Genomic DNA, 16,515 nt, shown 5'->3' with positions numbered 1-16,515 from the left:
GGCCCGCCCTTTAGCCGGTCGACTCCCCCCGTCAGGTGGGCAGTCCCACCGCCCGCTCCCCGGCCCGCCGCTTCTGGATCACCACGGCCACCACGAGCAGGGCCCCCTGGGCGACGTTCTGCCAGAACGGGTTCACGCCCTGCACGGTCAGGCCGTTGTCCAGCGCCCCGAGCAGGGTGATGGCCAGCAGGGTGCCACCCACCCCGCCCTTCCCGCCCGCCAGCAGGCAGCCGCCGAGGGCGGCCGCCGTGATCGCCTTCAGTTCGAGGCCCTCGCTGCCGGAGACGGGGTGGCCGAAGCCGGTCCTGGCGGTCAGCAGTACCCCGGCTACCGCGGCGACCACCCCCGCCAGGCCGTACACGGCGATCAGGTACTTGTTGATGTCGATCCCGGCCAGCCGGGCGGCGGTGTCGTTGCCGCCGATGGCGTAGATGTTGCGGCCGATGTCCGTCGACTTCAGCAACAGGTGGATGGCGAGCGTGACCACGGCCAGCACCCACAGCAGCACGGGGATGCCCGCGATCGCGCCGTTCGCGAGGAAGACGAAGACGTCGTCGTTGCTGACGTACCCCTGCGCCGCGCCCTTCGAGAGCAGCTGGGCGATCCCCTTGTACGCGGCGAGGGTGGCCAGTGTCGCGATCACCGGGTTGACCCGGCCGAAGACGATGACCGCGCCGTTGAGGAGCCCGGCGAGCAGGCCCGCCGCGAGCGCGGCGGCGATGCCGAACAGGGCGTTCCCGCCGGTGGAGGTGAAGACCATGGCGGAGACCACCGAGGCCACGCCGACCTGGGAGCCGACGGAGATGTCCAGTGCCCCGCAGATGATCACCACGGTCTGGACGAGCGCGAGCAGTCCGGAGATGGTCACCGCGTCGCCGATGACCTTGATGTTCGCCCAGGTCAGATAGGCGGGGTTGAGCCAGCCGAACAGGGCCAGCACCAGCACCAGGGCGCCGATCAGACTGAGGTTCTGGCCGCCGACGGAGCCGAGGAGCGAGCCGAGCCGCTGCCCGGGCCCCGCCGCCGGTCCGCCCCGGTCGGTGGCGGCCGGGGTGCCGCTCGTACCGGACGGCTCGGCGGCCGTCGCCCCGGCCGTCCGGCCGGACACGCCCTCTCCCGCGGTCGCCGTGTTCGGCGTGTTCGGCGTGTCCGCCGTGTCCGGCGTGTCCGGCGGGTTGGCCGGGTTCGCCGGGTTGGCCATGTTGGCCGGGTTCGCGTTCACTCGGTTCCTCCGTTGCCCGTAGCCGTCGTGGTGAGGTCGTCGGCCATCGCCAGGGCGAGGACGGCCTCTTCGGTGGCCTCGGACCGGTCGAGCTCGCCGGTGATCCGGCCGCCCTGCATCACCAGCACCCGGTCGGCCAGCCCCAGCACCTCCGGCAGCTCGGAGGAGATGACCAGCAGCGCCACCCCGGCCTCGGCGAGGTCCGCCACGATCCGGTAGATCTCGGCCTTCGCGCCGACGTCGATGCCCCGGGTCGGCTCGTCGAGGATCAGCACCTTGGGCCTGCGGGCCAGCCAGCGCGCGAGCACCACCTTCTGCTGGTTGCCGCCCGAGAGCGTGCGCACCTCCCGTTCCACCGACGGCGTGCGCACGCGCAGCCGGCCGGTGTACTCCAGGGCGAGCTCCCTCTCCGCCGCCCGGCGTACGAACCGCAGGCGGCTCAGCCGGTCCAGGACGGCCAGGGCGATGTTGTCGCGGACCGACCGGTCGAGGAACAGCGCCTGCGCCTTGCGCTCCTCCGGGGCGAGGCCGATGCCCGCGCGGATCGCGTCGGAGGGCCGGCGCAGCCGCACTTCCTCGCCCAGCACCGCCACCGTTCCGCCGCGCAGCGGCAGGTCGCCGATCAGCGCCCGGGCCAGCTCGGATCGCCCGGCGCCGACCAGCCCGGCCAGGGCCACCACCTCGCCCGCCCGGACCTTGAAGCTGACCCCGCGCACGTCGTCGGTGGTCACTTCGCGTACGTCGAGGACGACGTGGCCGGTGGCCGCGTGCGGGCGGGCGGGACCCCTCCGGGCAACGGACAGGTCCCGGCCCACCATCATCCGTACGATCTCGCCCTCGTCCGTGGCCCCGGCGTCCTTGACGCCGACCAGCGCCCCGTCGCGCAGGACGGCCACCCGGTCGGCCAGCCGGAAGATCTCCTGCATGCGGTGGGACACGTAGACGACGGCGAGCCCCCGCTCGCGCAGTCTGCGGATCAGCGCGAACAGGGCCTCCACCTCGTGCTCGGAGAGGGAGGAGGTGGGTTCGTCGAAGGCCAGCACCCTCGCCTCTCCGGTCAACGCCCGGAGGATCTCGACCAGTTGCCGCTGGGCCGGGGTGAGGCGGATCCCCGGGGTGTCCGCGTCGAGGACGTGTCCGAAGCCGATCCGGACCAGGTCCTCCCGGAGCCGGCGGCGCAGCGCCGCCCGGTCGAAGCGACGGCCGCCCCGCGTGGGCAGGGCGCCGAGGTAGACGTTCTCGGCGACCGTGAGGTGCGGGACGATCTCCGGCTCCTGGGGGATGAGCCGGATGCCGGCGGCCCGCGCGTCGGCGGGGGAGCGCAGCCGCACCTCGGAGCCGTCGACGAGGACCGTGCCGGAATCGGCCGGCCGGTCACCGCAGACGATCTTCAACAGGGTGGACTTCCCGGCGCCGTTCTCGCCCATCAGCGCGGTGACCGAACCGGCCGGGAAGTCGAGGCTGACGCCGCGCAGGGCCGGGACCCCGGCGAAGCTCTTGGCGACGCCGGCCACCCGCAGTCCGCGCGCCGTCACGGGGGCGGGCGCCATCACTTGCAGCCGAATCCGGCGTCCCGCCAGGTGCCCGCGTCGACCATCCTGGTCGGGGCGAAGGCCTCGGGGGCGAACTCCGTACCGTTCTTGAGCTTGTCGTACATCGCCTGGACCGCCAGCTTGCCGACCTCGTCGCCGGGGATGTAGAGCGCCGCCTTCATCCCGTTGTCGGCGCCCGCCTGCCAGTCCTTGCAGGCCAGATAGGCGCCGAGGCCGACACCGACGATGTCCGCGCCCTTGACGCCCGCGTTGTTCAGGCCCTTGACCCCGCCGGAGACGTTCTCGTCGTTGCAGCCCATGACCACCCAGTGCCTGACGCCCTGGTTGGCCGTCACCGTCGCCTCGACCTTGGCCTGCGCGCCCGCCGGGGTGTTGTCCGTACCGAGCTCGATCGTCTGGACCTCGGGGGCCCCGGCCTCCTTCCAGGCGGCCTTGGCCCCGTTGATCCGGTCGGTGCAGACGGTGGTGTCCTGCTTCCAGGCGTAGACGATCCGGGTGTCCGCGGGGCTCCAGCCCGCCTTCGCGAATTCGGCCGCGGCCCGTTTGCCGACCTCGCCGCCCATCTGGGCCCCCGAGAAGCCCACCCGGGCCACCAGATCGGCCTTGTCGCAGGCCGCGGGCTTGGGGCCGCTGACGCACACCTGGTCGTCGGAGGTGAGCAGCGGGATCCCCGCCTTCTTGGCCTCGGCGGCGACCTGCGGGCCGACCGCCGATTCCGGCACGACGATGATGACGCCCGAGTTCTTCTGCGCGATCGCGGACTTGACCTCGGTGATGGTCTTCGAGGCGTCGTTGCCGAGGTTGACCACGGTGAGCTTGACGCCCAGCTCGTCGGCCTTCTTCCTGGCGCCCGCGGCCTCGGAGACGAAGTACTCCTGGTCGCCCTGCTTCTGGAGGTAGGCGATGGATATCGGGCCGTCCGCCTTCTTGCCGGCGCCCGTTCCGGTTCCCGTACCGGGGGCGGAGGCGGGCTTGCCGGAGGAGCAGGCCCCCAGGGTGAGTGCCAGCGCGAGGAGGCCGGTCAGGGCGGCGCCGCGGCGATACCGGATCATGGACATGTACGTGTGCTCCCTCATCGGGCCGGGTCGGCGGGTCAGTTGCAGGTGAGCCGGGGCGCCGCCCAGTCCGCGTGGTCGTAGTCGATGCCGTTGCCGCCGTCGGTGACGACGAGCCGCAGCGTCTGGCCGCCCGTCAGATCGGCGGTGAGCTTGCGGGCCGCGTCCGACGTGGTGACGACCCCGCTGTCGGCGACCTTGGTGGTGTCGCGGTAGATCTGGAAGGCGACCGCGCCGGTGCGCCAGCTCTCGTCGTCGACGCCGACGTCCACCGTCAGGGCGGTGCACCTGCCCCCGAGGTGGTAGGTCAGGGTGCTCGCCGCGTGGACGCCCAGGCCCTTGGCGTACGTGGCGCCGCCCACGGTCAGCGTCCTGCCGTCCCCGGCCGCCTGCTCCCCGTTGCTCCGGTCCTTCTCCGCCGGGCCCCAGCCGCTGCTCACACCGGTCCAGGGCAGGTCCGACAGGTGGGAGGTGCCGGCCGGCGGAAGCGGCGCCGGCCCCGGGGTGATCCGGTAGACGACGGTGGCGTGCGGGGCGACCGAGGCGCTGACGGTGCCGCTGGTGTTGGTCGAGGCGGCCTTCGTCCACAGCTCCTTGAGGGTGTAGGGGGCCCGGTTGCCGATGCCGAGGGCGTCCGTCCCGGCGGAGATCGTGGCGGTGGAACCGGTCTCGTTGGTCAGCGACAGCGCCCGGTCGCCGTTCGCCAGCTCCTTGGCCATCACCACCAGGCCGCCCGAGCTGGAGACCACCGTGCCCTGCTTGCCGAGGGCGTCCTGGTCCAGGGCGATGACATCGGGGTTGGAGAGGATGTCGAAGGTCTCGGCCGTCGCCTTGCGCAGGTCGCTGCCGATCAGCAGCGGCGCCGACATCATCGACCAGAGGGTGAAGTGGGTGCGGTACTCGGTGGCGGTCATCCCGCCGTTGCCGACCTCCAGCATGTCCGGGTCGTTCCACTGGCCGGGGCCCGCGTACGGCGCGAGCGGCTGGTTCTGGTGCGCGATGGAGATCATCGAGGACCAGCTGTCGCCGATGTCCCCGGTGGTGCGCCACAGATGGCCGACGCTCGAGGCCCAGGTCCAGGGCTGGTTCTGGCCCCACTCGCAGATCGAGAAGACGATGGGACGGCCGGTCCTCTTCAGGGCGACCGCCATGTCCGTGTACCGCTTCTTCGCGTCCACGCCCCAGTTGTTGCAGTTGTCGTACTTGAGGTAGTCGACCCCGAAGGAGGCGAAGAGGTCGGCGTCCTGCTGCTCGTGGCCGAGACCGCCGGGGAAGCCCGCGGTGTCGCAGGTCTTGGTGCCGGCGCTGGTGTAGATGCCGAACTTCAGGCCCTTGGCGTGGACGTAGTCCGCGAGTGCCTTGATGCCGCCGGGGAAGCGGACGGGGTCGGCCACCAGGTTGCCCGAGGCGTCGCGGTTCGGCAGGGCCCAGCAGTCGTCGAGGTTGACGTACTGGTAGCCGGCGGCCTTGAGGCCCTTGGCGACGAAGAGGTCGGCGATGCCCTTGACCATCGCCTCGTTGAACTCGGCCCGGCAGTGGGTGGAGTTCCAGTTGTTGAACCCCATGGGCGGGGTCAGTGCCTGGCCGTCGGCCACGGCGGCGGCCGGCGCGGCGCCCGCGAGCACCGCCGTACCGGCCAGTGCGGCGGCCCCCGTCGCCGGGGCCAGTAACGGCAGTGCCGTGAGGACCGCCGCCAGACGGCGGGCGACGGCGCTTCGTAACGAGTGCACGGACGGCTCCTGGGGTGGGAGTGGGGCCCGGAATTCCGGGAGAGCGTGTGCGGAAATGCGCCCTGACGCGTACGTCCGGTACGTCGGTTCCCGCAGAAGTCCTCAGGAACGAACGGACTCCAACGGGAAGGCCCACATCACACTGCCACCGCAGGGACATGTCAAGAGAGTGGACTGCGCCAATCCGCCGCCTCCCGGCGGCCGCGCCGACGGCCAAGGACCCGACCCCGGCCCCCAACTGCGGCTTTGTTGAAGTCTGTTGACTTCTGTTCGATCCGTCAGGATGCTTCGGTTGACCGGGGACACCGGTGCCCCAGGAGAGGAACCGCCGCATGGCCGATCCCGGCAGCCTGCTGGCCCATCAGCGCCGCGCCCTCATCCTCGACGAGGTCCGCCGGCGCGGCGGGGTACGGGTGAACGAGCTGACCCGCTCCCTGAACGTCTCCGACATGACCGTTCGCCGCGACCTGGACGTGCTCGCCCGTGAGGGCCTGCTGCGCAAGGTGCACGGCGGCGCCGTGCTCGGCGACGAGGCCAGCAGCCACGAGCCCGGGTTCGAGGCCAAGTCGGAATGGGAGACGGCGGCGAAGCAGGCCATCGCCAAGGCGGCGGCCGCCCTCGTCGCACCGGGCTCGGCCATCGCCCTGTCCGCCGGGACCACCACCCACGCGCTGGCCCGTGAGCTCACGGAGGTCGCCGGTCTCACGGTGGTCACCAACTCGGTCCGCACCGCCGAGGTCTTCGAGGCCGCCCGCCGGACCGGCAGCGCCGGGGGCACCCTGACGGTCATCCTCACCGGCGGCATCCGCACCCCCTCCGACGCGCTCGTCGGGCCCATCGCCGACCAGGCCATCCGGTCCCTCCACGTCGACCTGCTGTTCCTCGGCTGCCACGGCCTGGGCACCGCCACCGGGCTGACCACGCCGAACCTCGCCGAGGCGGAGACCAACCGGGCGTTCCTGCGCTCCGCGCGGCGGACCGCGCTCCTCGCCGACCGCACCAAGTGGTCGACCGTGGGGCTGACCACCTTCGCCGCCCTGGAGGAGGTCGACGTACTGGTCACCGACTCCCTTCCCGCGGAGGAGGCCGCCGCGGTCACCGAGCGGGTCGGCGAGGTGCTGCTGGCCGCCGGTCCCGGCGGCCCCGCGCAGGAGCGCCCGTGGTGAGGAAGACGCGTACGACCCTGTCCGACGGACGGGCGCTGATCTACTACGACGAAGCCGTCGCGGAAGGTCTCGTACGCGACCACACCGGCTCCCGCGGCCACACCGGCTCCCGCGGCCACACCGACGCCCGCGACCACGCCGACCCCCGCGGCCTGCCGCCCATCGCGACGCGCTCCGAGCGGCGCCACGACCGGCTCCTCGACGAGTGGGTGGTGATCGCCTCGCACCGCCAGGGCCGCACCCATCTGCCACCCGCCGACCAGTGCCCGCTCTGCCCGTCGGCCCCGGGCCGGCCCACCGAGATCCCGGCCCCCGACTACCAGGTCGCCGTCTTCGAGAACCGCTTCCCCGCCCTGTCCGGACCGGGCGGGGGCCGCTGCGAGGTCGTCTGCTTCAGCCCCGACCACGAGGCCTCGTACGCCGACCTCGGCCCGGCCCAGGCCCGTACGGTGCTCGCCGCCCTGGCCGACCGCACCGCCGAGCTCGCCGAGCTCCCGGGCGTGGAGCAGGTGTACTGCTTCGAGAACCGGGGCCCCGAGATCGGGGTCACGCTCACCCACCCGCACGGCCAGGTCTACGCCCTGCCCGTCCTCACCCCGCGCACCCGGCGCATGGTGGACACCGTCTCCCGCCACCACCGGGCCACCGGCCGCAACCTCTTCGACGAGGTCCGCGACGAGGCGCTGGCCGACGGGCGCAGGGTGGTGGTCGCGGGGGAGCACTGGAGCGCCTTCGTGCCACAGGCCGCGCGCTGGCCGTACGAGGTGCACCTCTACCCGCACCGGCGCGTCCCCGACCTGCCCGCCCTGACCGGGCCCGAGCAGGCCGAGCTGGCCGTCCTCCACCTGGATCTGCTCGGCCGCTTCGACCGGCTCTTCCCGGCGCCGGCCCCGTACATCTCGGCCTGGCACCAGGCCCCCGTACGGACGGGCCGGGAGCTGTACGCACTCCACCTGGAGCTGTTCACCACCCGGCGGGCCGCCGACAAGCTCAAGTACCTGGCCGGGACCGAGTCGGGGATGGGCCAGTTCATCAACGACATCGCGCCCGAGCGGGCGGCCGCGGCGCTGCGCGAGGCCTGACGGCCGCTTAAGCGTCCTTCTCCATGGTCGGGCGCAGCCGCTCCAGCAGGGCGTAGAGCGTCGCGCTCTCGGTCTCGTCGAGGGTGTCCAGCGCGCCGTGCGTCGCCTGCATCTCCTCGCGCACGCGCCGGATGATCTCGCGGCCGGCGTCCGTCGCCACGACGTTCTTCACGCGGCGGTCGGCGGGGTCGGCCTCGCGGCGCACCAGCTCGCGGGCCTCCAGGCGGTCCACGATCCCGGTGACGTTCGATGCGTCACACACCAGGAGGGTGGCCAGGCCGCGCATCGGGAGCGGGCCGTTGAGCTGGGCGAGGACCCGGGCCTGGGTGGAGGTGAGGCCGTAGTGGGCCGCCGCGGCCGCGAAATCTCGCCACTGGGCGGTTCCGATGGCGGCGAGCAGCTCAAGGAGCTCGAGCTTGGTGGGGGCGGGGCGGGTGGTGGCGCTCATGCCGTCGAGCGTACTCAGGTCATTGACATTGTCAATTGTTTACTTGACCACCTTAACTATCGACGTCTACCGTCTACGGAGTTACTTGATGACATCAAACATCTGCGATCTGAAGCACTAAGAAGGTCCTGCCAGCCATGAGCACCGCCGCCCCCACCCCCGCCGAGGCCAAGAACAGGAACGAGACGGTCATCGTCTTCGCCCTGAGCCTTGCCGCCATGGTCGTGTCGATGATGCAGACCCTGCCGGTTCCGATCCTGGGCCTCATACGCACCGACCTGGGCACCTCGACCGCCAACGTGAGCTGGGTGACCACCGCCACCCTGCTGTCCGCCGCCGTCTTCACCCCGCTGCTCGGCCGCTTCGGCGACCAGCACGGCAAGAAGCCCACGCTGGTGGCCGTCCTCGGCGTCATGGTCGTCGGCTCCGTCATCGCCGCCCTCGCGACCTCGCTCCCGCTGCTGATCCTGGGCCGCGTCCTGCAGGGCGCCGCCACCGCGATCTTCCCGCTCGCCCTCTCGGTGCTGCGCGAGGAAGTCCGCCCGCAGAAGCTCCCCGGCGCGATGGCCCTGGTCAGCGGCACCCTCGCCTTCGGCAGCGGCCTCGCGCTCGTCGCCACCGGCCTGCTCACCTCCGGCTCCGACGCCGATTACCGCAACGCGTTCTGGATGGCGACCGGCTTCGCGACCCTCGCCCTGCTCGCCGTCGCCTTCCTGGTCCCCGCGACCCGGCACAAGACCGGCGGCCGCACCGACTTCCTCGGCGCGCTGACCCTCGGCATCACCCTCCTGCTGCTCCTGCTGCCCATCTCGCAGGGCCACGAGTGGGGCTGGACCTCCGGCCGTACGCTGGGCAGCTTCGCCGGCGCCGTCGTCATGACCGCCGTCTGGGTCTTCACCGAGCTCAAGGTCAGCGAGCCGCTCGTGGACATGCGGATGTTCGTCCACCGCCCGGTGCTCATGGCCAACCTGGCCGGCATCCTCGTCGGCTTCGGCATGTTCGCGAACTTCCTGGGCGTCTCGTACCTCGTCCAGATGCCGGAGAAGCTCACCGGCTACGGCTTCGACGCCTCCATCCTGCGCGCCTCCGTACAGTTCCTGCTGCCCGGCGCGATCGTCTCCCTGCTCGCCTCGCCCATCGGCGGCCAGCTGGTCCGCCACCGCGGCCCGCGCGTGGCCCTCGGCCTGGCCGCCGGGCTCGGCGCCGTCGGCTTCGGCTGGCTCGCCCTCGACCACGGCCACAGCTTCTCGGTGATCGGCGCCGGCCTGGTCGTCGGCGCGGCCGTCAGCTTCGGCTACGCGGCCATGCCCGCCGTCATCATGGCGAGCGTCCCGCACCACCAGAGCGGCATCGCCAACGGCATCAACTCGATCTCCCGCTCCACCGGCAGCGCGATCGGCAGCGCCATCGTCACCACGATCCTGGCGTCGAAGACCATCGAGCACCTGCCCGCCGGCGTCCCGGCCCTGCCCGCCGAGTCCGGGTTCACCCTCACCTTCTGGATCGGGGCCGTCGCCTTCGCCCTGGTCGCGGTGATCAGCTGGATCGGCCTGCGCGGTGCGCACGGACCGCGCACCGTCGAGGCGGCCGCGCCCGCCGCGGCTCCCGCGAAGGCGGCGGAGCCGGAGCCGGCGAAGACCGTCTGACCTGGCCCTTCGAGGGGACGGCACCGATCGCGGATGCCGTCCCCTCGTATGCGTGCTGTCCTGTCCCCGTGGGCAGGGGCCGCCACCGGGCGGCGGGGAGGGACCTGACCCCCGCATGTGAGGAGTGACCTGCCATGGCGATCCTGATGCACGCCACCGTCCCGGGCATCACGGCGGACCAGTACGACGCCCTCCACGTGGAGCTCCGCTCGATCCCCGGGATCTTCGACGGGTGCATCTCCCACGTCTGCGTCGCGAGCGCCGAGGGCCTGGACATCTACGACCTCTGGGAGAGCGAGCGGGACATGAACGTGTTCACGGAGAAGCTGATGCCCGTCGTGGAGGCCCAGGGCTGGCAGAGCACGGGCGGCAGCCCCCAGGTCTTCCCCGTCCACAACTACGGCTTCCCCCGGAACTCCTAGGCGCCGTCCGAGTGAAGCCCGCGCGCGTCGGGCGGCGGGGCTCGGGCGTACGCGGTACGACGGAGTCCCGGCTGATCGGCGCAGGGCCGTCGGCCGCCGCCCGAAGGGGAGACCGGTGCCGGCTCCGACGACGTTCGATCACCAAGCCCGTGACTACAGCCCGCAGCACGCGTACTGGATGGCACGGGCGGCCGCGCTGGCCTATCAGGACGAGGCCCGTGTCGAGGCCGACGCACGCGCCTGGGGCTTCGACCGGGTACGCCACCACCGGACCCGGTTCACGCCGCCCTTTCCGCTCGAAGACACCCAGGCCTACGCGATGGCGTCCGACCGGATGATCGTCGTCGCGTTCCGCGGCACCGAGCCCGCGCAGCTCAAGGACTGGCTCTCCGACGCCACCACGCCGCCGTGGCCCGGCCCGGCCGCGACGGGGTACGTCCACTACGGCTTCGCCCAGGCCCTGCAGTCCGTCTTCCCCGAGGTCGCGAAGGGGATCACCGAGCTCCGGGACCGCGGACAGACCGTCTTCCTCTGCGGCCACAGCCTCGGCGGCGCGCTGGCCATGCTCACCGGGGCCCGCCTGCACCTCGAAGACCCGAGGCTGCGCGCCGACGGCGTCTACACGTACGGCCAGCCCCGCACCTGCGACCGGATGCTGGCGAAGGCGTACAACACCGCGTTCAGCAAGCGCATGCACCGCTTCGTCAACAACAACGACATCGTCCCGCAGCTCCCGCCGGAGCCGGCCTTCCACCACGTCGACACCCTGCGCTACATCGACGCGGACGGAAGGCTCCGCGAGTCGATGCCGATGCTTCAGGCGCTGGGCGACCGGGCCAAGGGGATGACCGCCGATCTGTTCGCCCCCGCGAGCGACGGGGTGAGGGACCACGCGATGCAGCGCTACATCGGCGCCCTGGAGAAGAACCTCCCCTGACGGCTCAGGCGCTGCCGCGCGCTACCGCCTGGCGCCGGCGCCTGCTCAGCAGCCCCGCCGGAGCTACTGGAAAGTCACATCGGAGCCCGCTCCGGCTTGCATTTCACCCTTCCGCATCTGCCAGTTCATAGAGTGAAACACCTAGTAGATGCCGGGTCGAGACCCTGTTAGAGTCCGCATGCGCGACTCCGAGATGGGGGTGGCGATATGGCCGGTCCGCACACCCTGATCTGCCCCTGAGCGGCGTACATCCGCCAGGCAGACAGCAGCTGTGATGCCGTGGCACTTCCGTACCGACGACTTCTGCGCCCCCGTACCCCGGGGCGCGGCCGTCGTGCGCCCAGCACCTGCGCGAACTCCGGTTGTCAGCCGCCGGATGCCGAGCCATGCCGCCTTCATCGCCTATCAGATGGGGAGAACACAAGTGAACACGGGACTTCTGCGGCGCCATGTCGCAGCCAAGGCACTGGTCGTAGGCGCCGCACTGGCCCTGGCCGTGCCGGGCACCGCCTACGCGAACACCGTGAGCGTCACCGTGAAGACCCCCGGGGCCACCTCCGGGCCCGGGTCGACCTTCTCCGAGATCTCCACCCACGCGGACTGCAGCAGCGGCCTGATCTCCGGAGGCGGGATCAACCAGGCCATCGGCACCGGCACGACGTCCAACGGCAACAAGATCAACGGCACCTCGCCGAGCCCCGACGGCAGTACCGAGTACCTCGGTACGACCGGGGTCGTCGGCACCGACGTGACCCACTGGCTCGGCATCGGCGGCAGCGGCGGAGCGGTCAACGCCTCGTTCTCCAGCACCCCGTACGCGATGTGCTTCACGAGCAGCCTGATCAACCACACCCAGGTGGTCATGAACAAGATCGCCGGGCCCACCACCAGCGGAACGGTGGGGCTGGTCGTCGCGACCTGTCCGGCCAACACCCGCCTCCTCGGCGGCGGTGCCCGGATCACCCCGGCGAGCGTCGGCAGCCTCAAGCCGATCGCGAGCTTCCCCACCTTCAACAACGCCGGGCACGACTTCGGCCAGAAGGCGGCCGCCGACGGCGAGACCAATCCCGACTCCTGGGCGGCGGTCGGCTGGAACGGCGGCGGTGGCAACAGCAACAACACCACGTACGCCTACGCCATCTGCAGCGGCAACAACATCAACATCAGCGGCACCACGGTCAAGGTGCGCTTCAGCGAGGTGAGCGGCCCGACCTCGGCGACCACCGGCCAGACGGTCACGGTGGGCTGCGGCGGCAACGACGGCAAGCTGGTCGGCGGGGGCGCCGCCATCAGCGGCGGCAGTGTGACGACCACCGACTTCACGGGCCCCGGCTCCGTCGGCGACCACCTCAACGGCAGCTACCCCAGCGACTCCGGCGCCACCCCCGTCGGCGACGGGACGACCACCGCGTCCTACTGGACGGCCTCCACCCACACCGGGGGCACCAGCTCGCCGGGCACGTCCTCCGACGTATGGGCCCTCTGCGCCGACGACGGAGTCTGACCGATCGCCTGACCCTGCCTCAGGGCCAGGCAAACGGCTACGGCAACGGCAACGGCAACGACCTTGACCGGCGGGAGGGTGGGGCACGCAGCACCGTGTCCGCCGCCCGCCGGTCACCCCATCCCAGCTCGGTCGCCCCAACGGGCCCGGAGAGGCAGCGTCCCTTCCATGAACCACCGTTCGACCCCTCGTTCCACCCCGCGCGCCACCCCTCGTACGCGCATATCGACATCGAAGACGGCGATCGTGCTCGGCGCGACGGGCCTGCTCGCCGCCGTCCTCGCCCCCTTCGCCGCCGCGGACCCGGCGGCCTCCCCCGCGCCCTCGCCCTGCGGCTCCGCCGGCGTCTTCACCGCCTCGCCGCCCGCCTGTACGTACGCCGACACCGGTACGGACACCTTCACCGTGCCGGACGGGGTCGGCGCGATCCGCGTCGACCTGTTCGGCGCCGAGGGCGGCAGCGCGGCAGGATTCGTCTCGCCGAACCCGCCGAACGACGGATCCCCCGGCGGCCTCGGCGGCGAGACCCGCGCCACCCTCGCCGTGAGCCCCGGCCAGAGCCTCCAGATCACCCTGGGCGCGGCCGGCAGCTCCGGCACCTCCCGGCACGGCGAGTACGCCCGCCCCGGCGGCACCGGCCACGGCGCCGGCGGCGGCGGTGCGCACGGCGGCGGCGGATCCGGCGGCGGAGGTTCCGACGTCCGCGTCGGCGCCTTCGGCCCGGCCGACCGGATCCTGGTCGCGGGCGGCGGCGGGGGAGCCGGCAACGGCGGCCCCCTGCTGCACGGCGGCAACGGCGGCGGCCCCGAGGCGGAAGACGGTGGCCAGGGCGGCGGCCCCATCGGCTCCGGCGTCGCCGGCGGCGGCGGTACGCAGCACGCCCACGGAGCCGGCAGCCCCAACTCCGCCCAGGGCGGTCCGGGCGCGCCCGGCGGAGACACCGACCCCAACACCGGCCTGCCCAACCCCGGCAGCGGCGGCCCGGGCGGCAACGGCGGCCGCGGCGGCAACGGCGGCGGCGGGGGTGGCGGCGGCTACTTCGGCGGCGCGGGCGGCTCCGGCGGCGGGAACCCCGGCAACCTGTACGGCGCGGGCGGCGGCGGAGGCAGCGGCTTCGCGGCGCCCTCCGCGACCGACGTCTCCCTCCTGCGGGGCGTGAACCGCGGCGACGGCAAGGCGGTCGTCTCCTTCCGGTACGGGACGACGCTCTCGCTCACCGCGGACACGGCCACCCCGCTGTTCGGCCACACGGTCACGCTCACCGCGGCCGTGGGCCCGGCGCACCCCGCCGCGGGAACCCCGGGCGGGACGGTCACGTTCTCCGACGGGACGAACCGGCTGGCGACGCTGCCGCTGACCGGTGGCCGCGCCGAGTTCCGGACCAGTGCGCTGCGCCCCGGCGCGCACCCGGTGACCGCCACCTACAGCGGCGACCCGGCGTACGAGGCGAGCGCCGCGGCGGAAGCCACCGAGGTCACCGTCGGCTTCAGCCGCCCGTGCATCACGACCGCCCACCGCGGCCCGCTGACCGTGGCCGGCGGCGAGTCGGTCTGCATCGCGGCGGGCGGCAGCCAGTCCGGCCCGGTGACGGTCCGCTCCGGCGGTGCGCTGGCCGTGACGGGAGCCGAGATCACCGGCCCGGTCTCGGGTGACGGCGCGCTCGCGGTCGCGATCTGCGGCTCGAAGCTCACCGGCCCGGTCACCATCGGCCGGACCACCGGCTCGGTGCTGATCGGCTCGAACGACGCCACCGCGGGCTGCGCGGGCAATACCGTACGGGGCCCGGTGAGTCTGAACGCCAACACCGGAGGCGTCGAGGTCTCGGACACCACGGTCGTCGGCCCGCTGAGCTGCGATGCCAACGTCCCGGCCCCGCAGCAGAGTGGCAACACGGTGGAGGGCCCGCGCTCGGGCCAGTGCCGACAGTCGTGATCCGACAGCCGTGATCCGTGGCAGGGCCGCCGCCTCGTCCGGGGCCGGCCCTGCCGCACGTGGTTTCAGACGTCGATGTGCCCCATCAGGCCGTGCTGGTAGTCCAGTTGCGCCTGGCGGATCTCGGCGGCGGTGTTCATGACGAACGGGCCGGTGCGGGCCACGGGCTCGCCGAGCGGCTCGCCGGCCAGCACCAGCACCTCGGCCGCCTCGCCCGGGGCCTCGACCGTGAACCGCTCCGCGTCCCGGCCGAGGATGGCCAGGTGGCCGTCGGGGAGCAGAGCATCAGGGGTGGCGGCCGTTCCGGACAGCACGTACAGCATGGCGTTGTGCCCGGTCGGGACGGTGAACCCGGCGCGGCCGCCGGCCGCGAGGCGGGCGTGTACGACGAGCACCGGAGTGTGGGTCTCGAACGGTCCCCGCACGCCGTGGGTGCTGCCCGAGATCACCGTGAGCTCGGCGCCGCCGTCCTCGGTGACGACGCGGGGGATGTCGCCGGGGGCGCGGCCGTACCGGACCCGCGGCGGCGTCGCCTTGAGCCGGGCCGGCAGGTTCACCCAGATCTGGAGCAGGTGCTGCGGGCCGCCGTCGGCGAGCAGTTCGGGGGTGGGGCGGGCGAGGTGGACGAGCCCCGACCCGGCCGTGAGCCACTGCACCTCACCGGGGTTGATGACCCGCCTGTGCCCCGCGGAGTCGATGTCCTCCACCGCGCCTTCGATGACGTACTGGATGGACTCGAATCCGCGGTGCGGGTGCGGCGGCGTGCCCTTGGCCTCGCCCGGCCCGAGCATGTGAGGCCCGATCTGGTCGACCATCAGGAACGGGTCGGCCAGTGGAAGTTCCGGCTGCGGGAAGGGGCGGCGTACGGGGAAGCCCTCGCCCTCGAAGGTGTGGAAAGGGCGGACGACGCGGAGGGTGGAGCGTACGGCGGCGGCGGTGATGTGCATGCGCCGAATGAACGGTACGGCGAATTCCACTGTCAACGCGGTCCCGTTCGGCTGTCAGGTCGTACCGCCTGCTTCGGCCATCCGCCCCTCCGGCCATCCGCCCCTCCGCGCCGCCCCTCCCCGCCGCCTGGGGCGTCAGCGCCTGCGGGCCCGCGCGCGGCGCAGGAGTATGCCGGCGGCGGCGCCGGCCAGGGCGATCACGGCCACCCCCGCGGTGGTCCACCACACGGTACGGTCCTTGCCCTCACCGGCCGGAGCCGGAGCCGGGGCCGCCGACCCGGAGGAGACCGGCGCGGCGGGCGCGTCGGACGGGGCGGGCGAGGCGGAGGAAGACGGCGCGGCCGCACTCGGGGTGGCCGCGGACGGCGCCGGGTCGACCACCGGAACGGCGATCTCCTTCTCGCCGTGCCCGAGGGACGGGAACCCCACGTCCACGCTCACCTTCCAGGTGCCGGGCGGCAGCACCTCGGCCGTGCTCCAGCCGGTACGCGTCCCGGCGTCGCGGACCAGTCGCCAGGGCCCCATCGTGCGGGAGCCGTCGGGGCTGGTCGAGTTCACCGTGGCGGCGACCGCCTCGTCGATGGCGTCCCCGTCGTTCTCCCAGGTGATCTCGGTGGTGACATGGCCTTCCCGTTGCCCGGTGATCACGACCTTGACGGTGTCGCCGTGGGCGTGGGCCGCGGTGGGTACGGCCACGGCCAGGGCCTGGGCGAGGAACAGGAACAGGAAGCCGAGTCCGCTGCGGACCGGGAAAGCGGGGCGTGTACGCATCGTTGGGTGCTCCTGGTGCGGTGGGATGCGAGGTGCTGCGCTGCGGGAGTGAGCCGCGGTGCGGGAGATGAGGGGGCCGGTGGACGGCCGCGCGGGGCGG

At 72.7% G+C, this 16,515-nt stretch carries 14 protein-coding genes; 7 read left to right on the top strand and 7 right to left on the bottom strand.

From position 1 onward, the window contains the following. Window positions 1-31: 31 nt before the first annotated feature. The 4 genes from IF02_RS0104530 to IF02_RS0104515 are packed head-to-tail and all read right to left on the bottom strand — an operon-like array spanning window position 32 to window position 5,395. Window positions 32-1,222: an ABC transporter permease gene (locus tag IF02_RS0104530; RefSeq protein ID WP_234318087.1), complete on the bottom strand. Its 1,191-nt coding sequence runs from the start codon at window positions 1,220-1,222 to the stop codon at window positions 32-34. Further along, window positions 1,219-2,772, bottom strand: a complete 1,554-nt coding sequence (locus IF02_RS0104525) for a sugar ABC transporter ATP-binding protein (protein ID WP_037835490.1) — start codon at window positions 2,770-2,772, stop codon at window positions 1,219-1,221. The genes IF02_RS0104530 and IF02_RS0104525 overlap by 4 nt, the downstream gene beginning before the upstream one ends. Then, window positions 2,772-3,833, bottom strand: a complete 1,062-nt coding sequence (locus tag IF02_RS0104520; protein WP_030153920.1) for a substrate-binding domain-containing protein — start codon at window positions 3,831-3,833, stop codon at window positions 2,772-2,774. Before IF02_RS0104520 ends, IF02_RS0104525 begins: the two co-directional genes overlap by 1 nt. A 35-nt stretch (window positions 3,834-3,868) precedes the next feature. After that, window positions 3,869-5,395, bottom strand: a complete 1,527-nt coding sequence (locus tag IF02_RS0104515) for an NPCBM/NEW2 domain-containing protein (protein WP_106977218.1) — start codon at window positions 5,393-5,395, stop codon at window positions 3,869-3,871. Window positions 5,396-5,892: 497 nt separating this feature from the next. Between IF02_RS0104515 and IF02_RS0104510 the strand changes: the two genes are divergently transcribed. Together IF02_RS0104510 and galT are read left to right on the top strand one after the other, a co-directional pair. Next, on the top strand, window positions 5,893-6,726 hold the full coding sequence (locus IF02_RS0104510) for a DeoR/GlpR family DNA-binding transcription regulator (RefSeq protein WP_030153918.1): 834 nt from the start codon (window positions 5,893-5,895) through the stop codon (window positions 6,724-6,726). Then, window positions 6,723-7,808, top strand: a complete 1,086-nt coding sequence (gene galT / locus IF02_RS0104505; protein WP_030153917.1) for a galactose-1-phosphate uridylyltransferase — start codon at window positions 6,723-6,725, stop codon at window positions 7,806-7,808. Before IF02_RS0104510 ends, galT begins: the two co-directional genes overlap by 4 nt. A gap of 7 nt (window positions 7,809-7,815) precedes the next feature. On the opposite strand, the gene IF02_RS0104500 is transcribed toward galT, so the two are convergent. Beyond that, on the bottom strand, window positions 7,816-8,256 hold the full coding sequence (locus tag IF02_RS0104500; protein ID WP_030153916.1) for a MarR family winged helix-turn-helix transcriptional regulator: 441 nt from the start codon (window positions 8,254-8,256) through the stop codon (window positions 7,816-7,818). Window positions 8,257-8,393: 137 nt separating this feature from the next. Between IF02_RS0104500 and IF02_RS0104495 the strand changes: the two genes are divergently transcribed. The 5 genes from IF02_RS0104495 to IF02_RS32965 all read left to right on the top strand — a co-directional run bounded on the left by IF02_RS0104495 (window position 8,394) and on the right by IF02_RS32965 (window position 14,697). After that, window positions 8,394-9,902, top strand: a complete 1,509-nt coding sequence (locus IF02_RS0104495) for an MFS transporter (protein WP_030153915.1) — start codon at window positions 8,394-8,396, stop codon at window positions 9,900-9,902. A 134-nt stretch (window positions 9,903-10,036) separates the two neighbouring features. After that, window positions 10,037-10,324, top strand: coding sequence for a hypothetical protein (locus tag IF02_RS0104490; RefSeq protein WP_030153914.1), 288 nt, complete (start codon window positions 10,037-10,039; stop codon window positions 10,322-10,324). Between the two features lie 115 nt (window positions 10,325-10,439). Continuing rightward, window positions 10,440-11,261: a lipase family protein gene (locus IF02_RS0104485; RefSeq protein ID WP_030153913.1), complete on the top strand. Its 822-nt coding sequence runs from the start codon at window positions 10,440-10,442 to the stop codon at window positions 11,259-11,261. Between the two features lie 424 nt (window positions 11,262-11,685). After that, window positions 11,686-12,765, top strand: a complete 1,080-nt coding sequence (locus IF02_RS0104480; RefSeq protein WP_030153912.1) for a hypothetical protein — start codon at window positions 11,686-11,688, stop codon at window positions 12,763-12,765. Window positions 12,766-12,933: 168 nt separating this feature from the next. Next, complete coding sequence (locus tag IF02_RS32965) at window positions 12,934-14,697, top strand: Ig-like domain-containing protein (protein ID WP_078621867.1); 1,764 nt, start codon at window positions 12,934-12,936, stop codon at window positions 14,695-14,697. A gap of 65 nt (window positions 14,698-14,762) precedes the next feature. Here IF02_RS32965 and IF02_RS0104470 read toward each other — a convergent pair whose 3' ends face one another. After that, the gene (locus IF02_RS0104470) at window positions 14,763-15,644 is read right to left on the bottom strand and encodes a pirin family protein (RefSeq protein ID WP_030153910.1); all 882 of its coding nucleotides are present in this window, start codon (window positions 15,642-15,644) and stop codon (window positions 14,763-14,765) included. 135 nt (window positions 15,645-15,779) lie between these two features. Next, the gene (locus IF02_RS32960) at window positions 15,780-16,415 is read right to left on the bottom strand and encodes a hypothetical protein (RefSeq protein ID WP_030153909.1); all 636 of its coding nucleotides are present in this window, start codon (window positions 16,413-16,415) and stop codon (window positions 15,780-15,782) included. Between the last annotated feature and the right edge of the window lie 100 nt (window positions 16,416-16,515).

Source organism: Streptomyces sp. NRRL S-244, from assembly GCF_000717915.1.
Taxonomy (GTDB): domain Bacteria; phylum Actinomycetota; class Actinomycetes; order Streptomycetales; family Streptomycetaceae; genus Streptomyces.
Note: the sequence above shows the minus strand (reverse complement) of the source record. Positions and strands in the feature narration are given on the sequence as shown.

Coding starts and splice junctions, on each gene's coding strand:
- IF02_RS0104525 (WP_037835490.1), bottom strand. CDS start 2,772: ATGGCGCCCGCCCCCGTGACGGCGCGCGGACTGCGGGTGGCCGGCGTC.
- IF02_RS0104520 (WP_030153920.1), bottom strand. CDS start 3,833: ATGTCCATGATCCGGTATCGCCGCGGCGCCGCCCTGACCGGCCTCCTC.
- IF02_RS32965 (WP_078621867.1), top strand. CDS start 12,934: ATGAACCACCGTTCGACCCCTCGTTCCACCCCGCGCGCCACCCCTCGT.
- IF02_RS32960 (WP_030153909.1), bottom strand. CDS start 16,415: ATGCGTACACGCCCCGCTTTCCCGGTCCGCAGCGGACTCGGCTTCCTG.
- IF02_RS0104500 (WP_030153916.1), bottom strand. CDS start 8,256: ATGAGCGCCACCACCCGCCCCGCCCCCACCAAGCTCGAGCTCCTTGAG.
- IF02_RS0104510 (WP_030153918.1), top strand. CDS start 5,893: ATGGCCGATCCCGGCAGCCTGCTGGCCCATCAGCGCCGCGCCCTCATC.
- IF02_RS0104470 (WP_030153910.1), bottom strand. CDS start 15,644: ATGCACATCACCGCCGCCGCCGTACGCTCCACCCTCCGCGTCGTCCGC.
- IF02_RS0104490 (WP_030153914.1), top strand. CDS start 10,037: ATGGCGATCCTGATGCACGCCACCGTCCCGGGCATCACGGCGGACCAG.
- IF02_RS0104515 (WP_106977218.1), bottom strand. CDS start 5,395: ATGGGGTTCAACAACTGGAACTCCACCCACTGCCGGGCCGAGTTCAAC.
- IF02_RS0104495 (WP_030153915.1), top strand. CDS start 8,394: ATGAGCACCGCCGCCCCCACCCCCGCCGAGGCCAAGAACAGGAACGAG.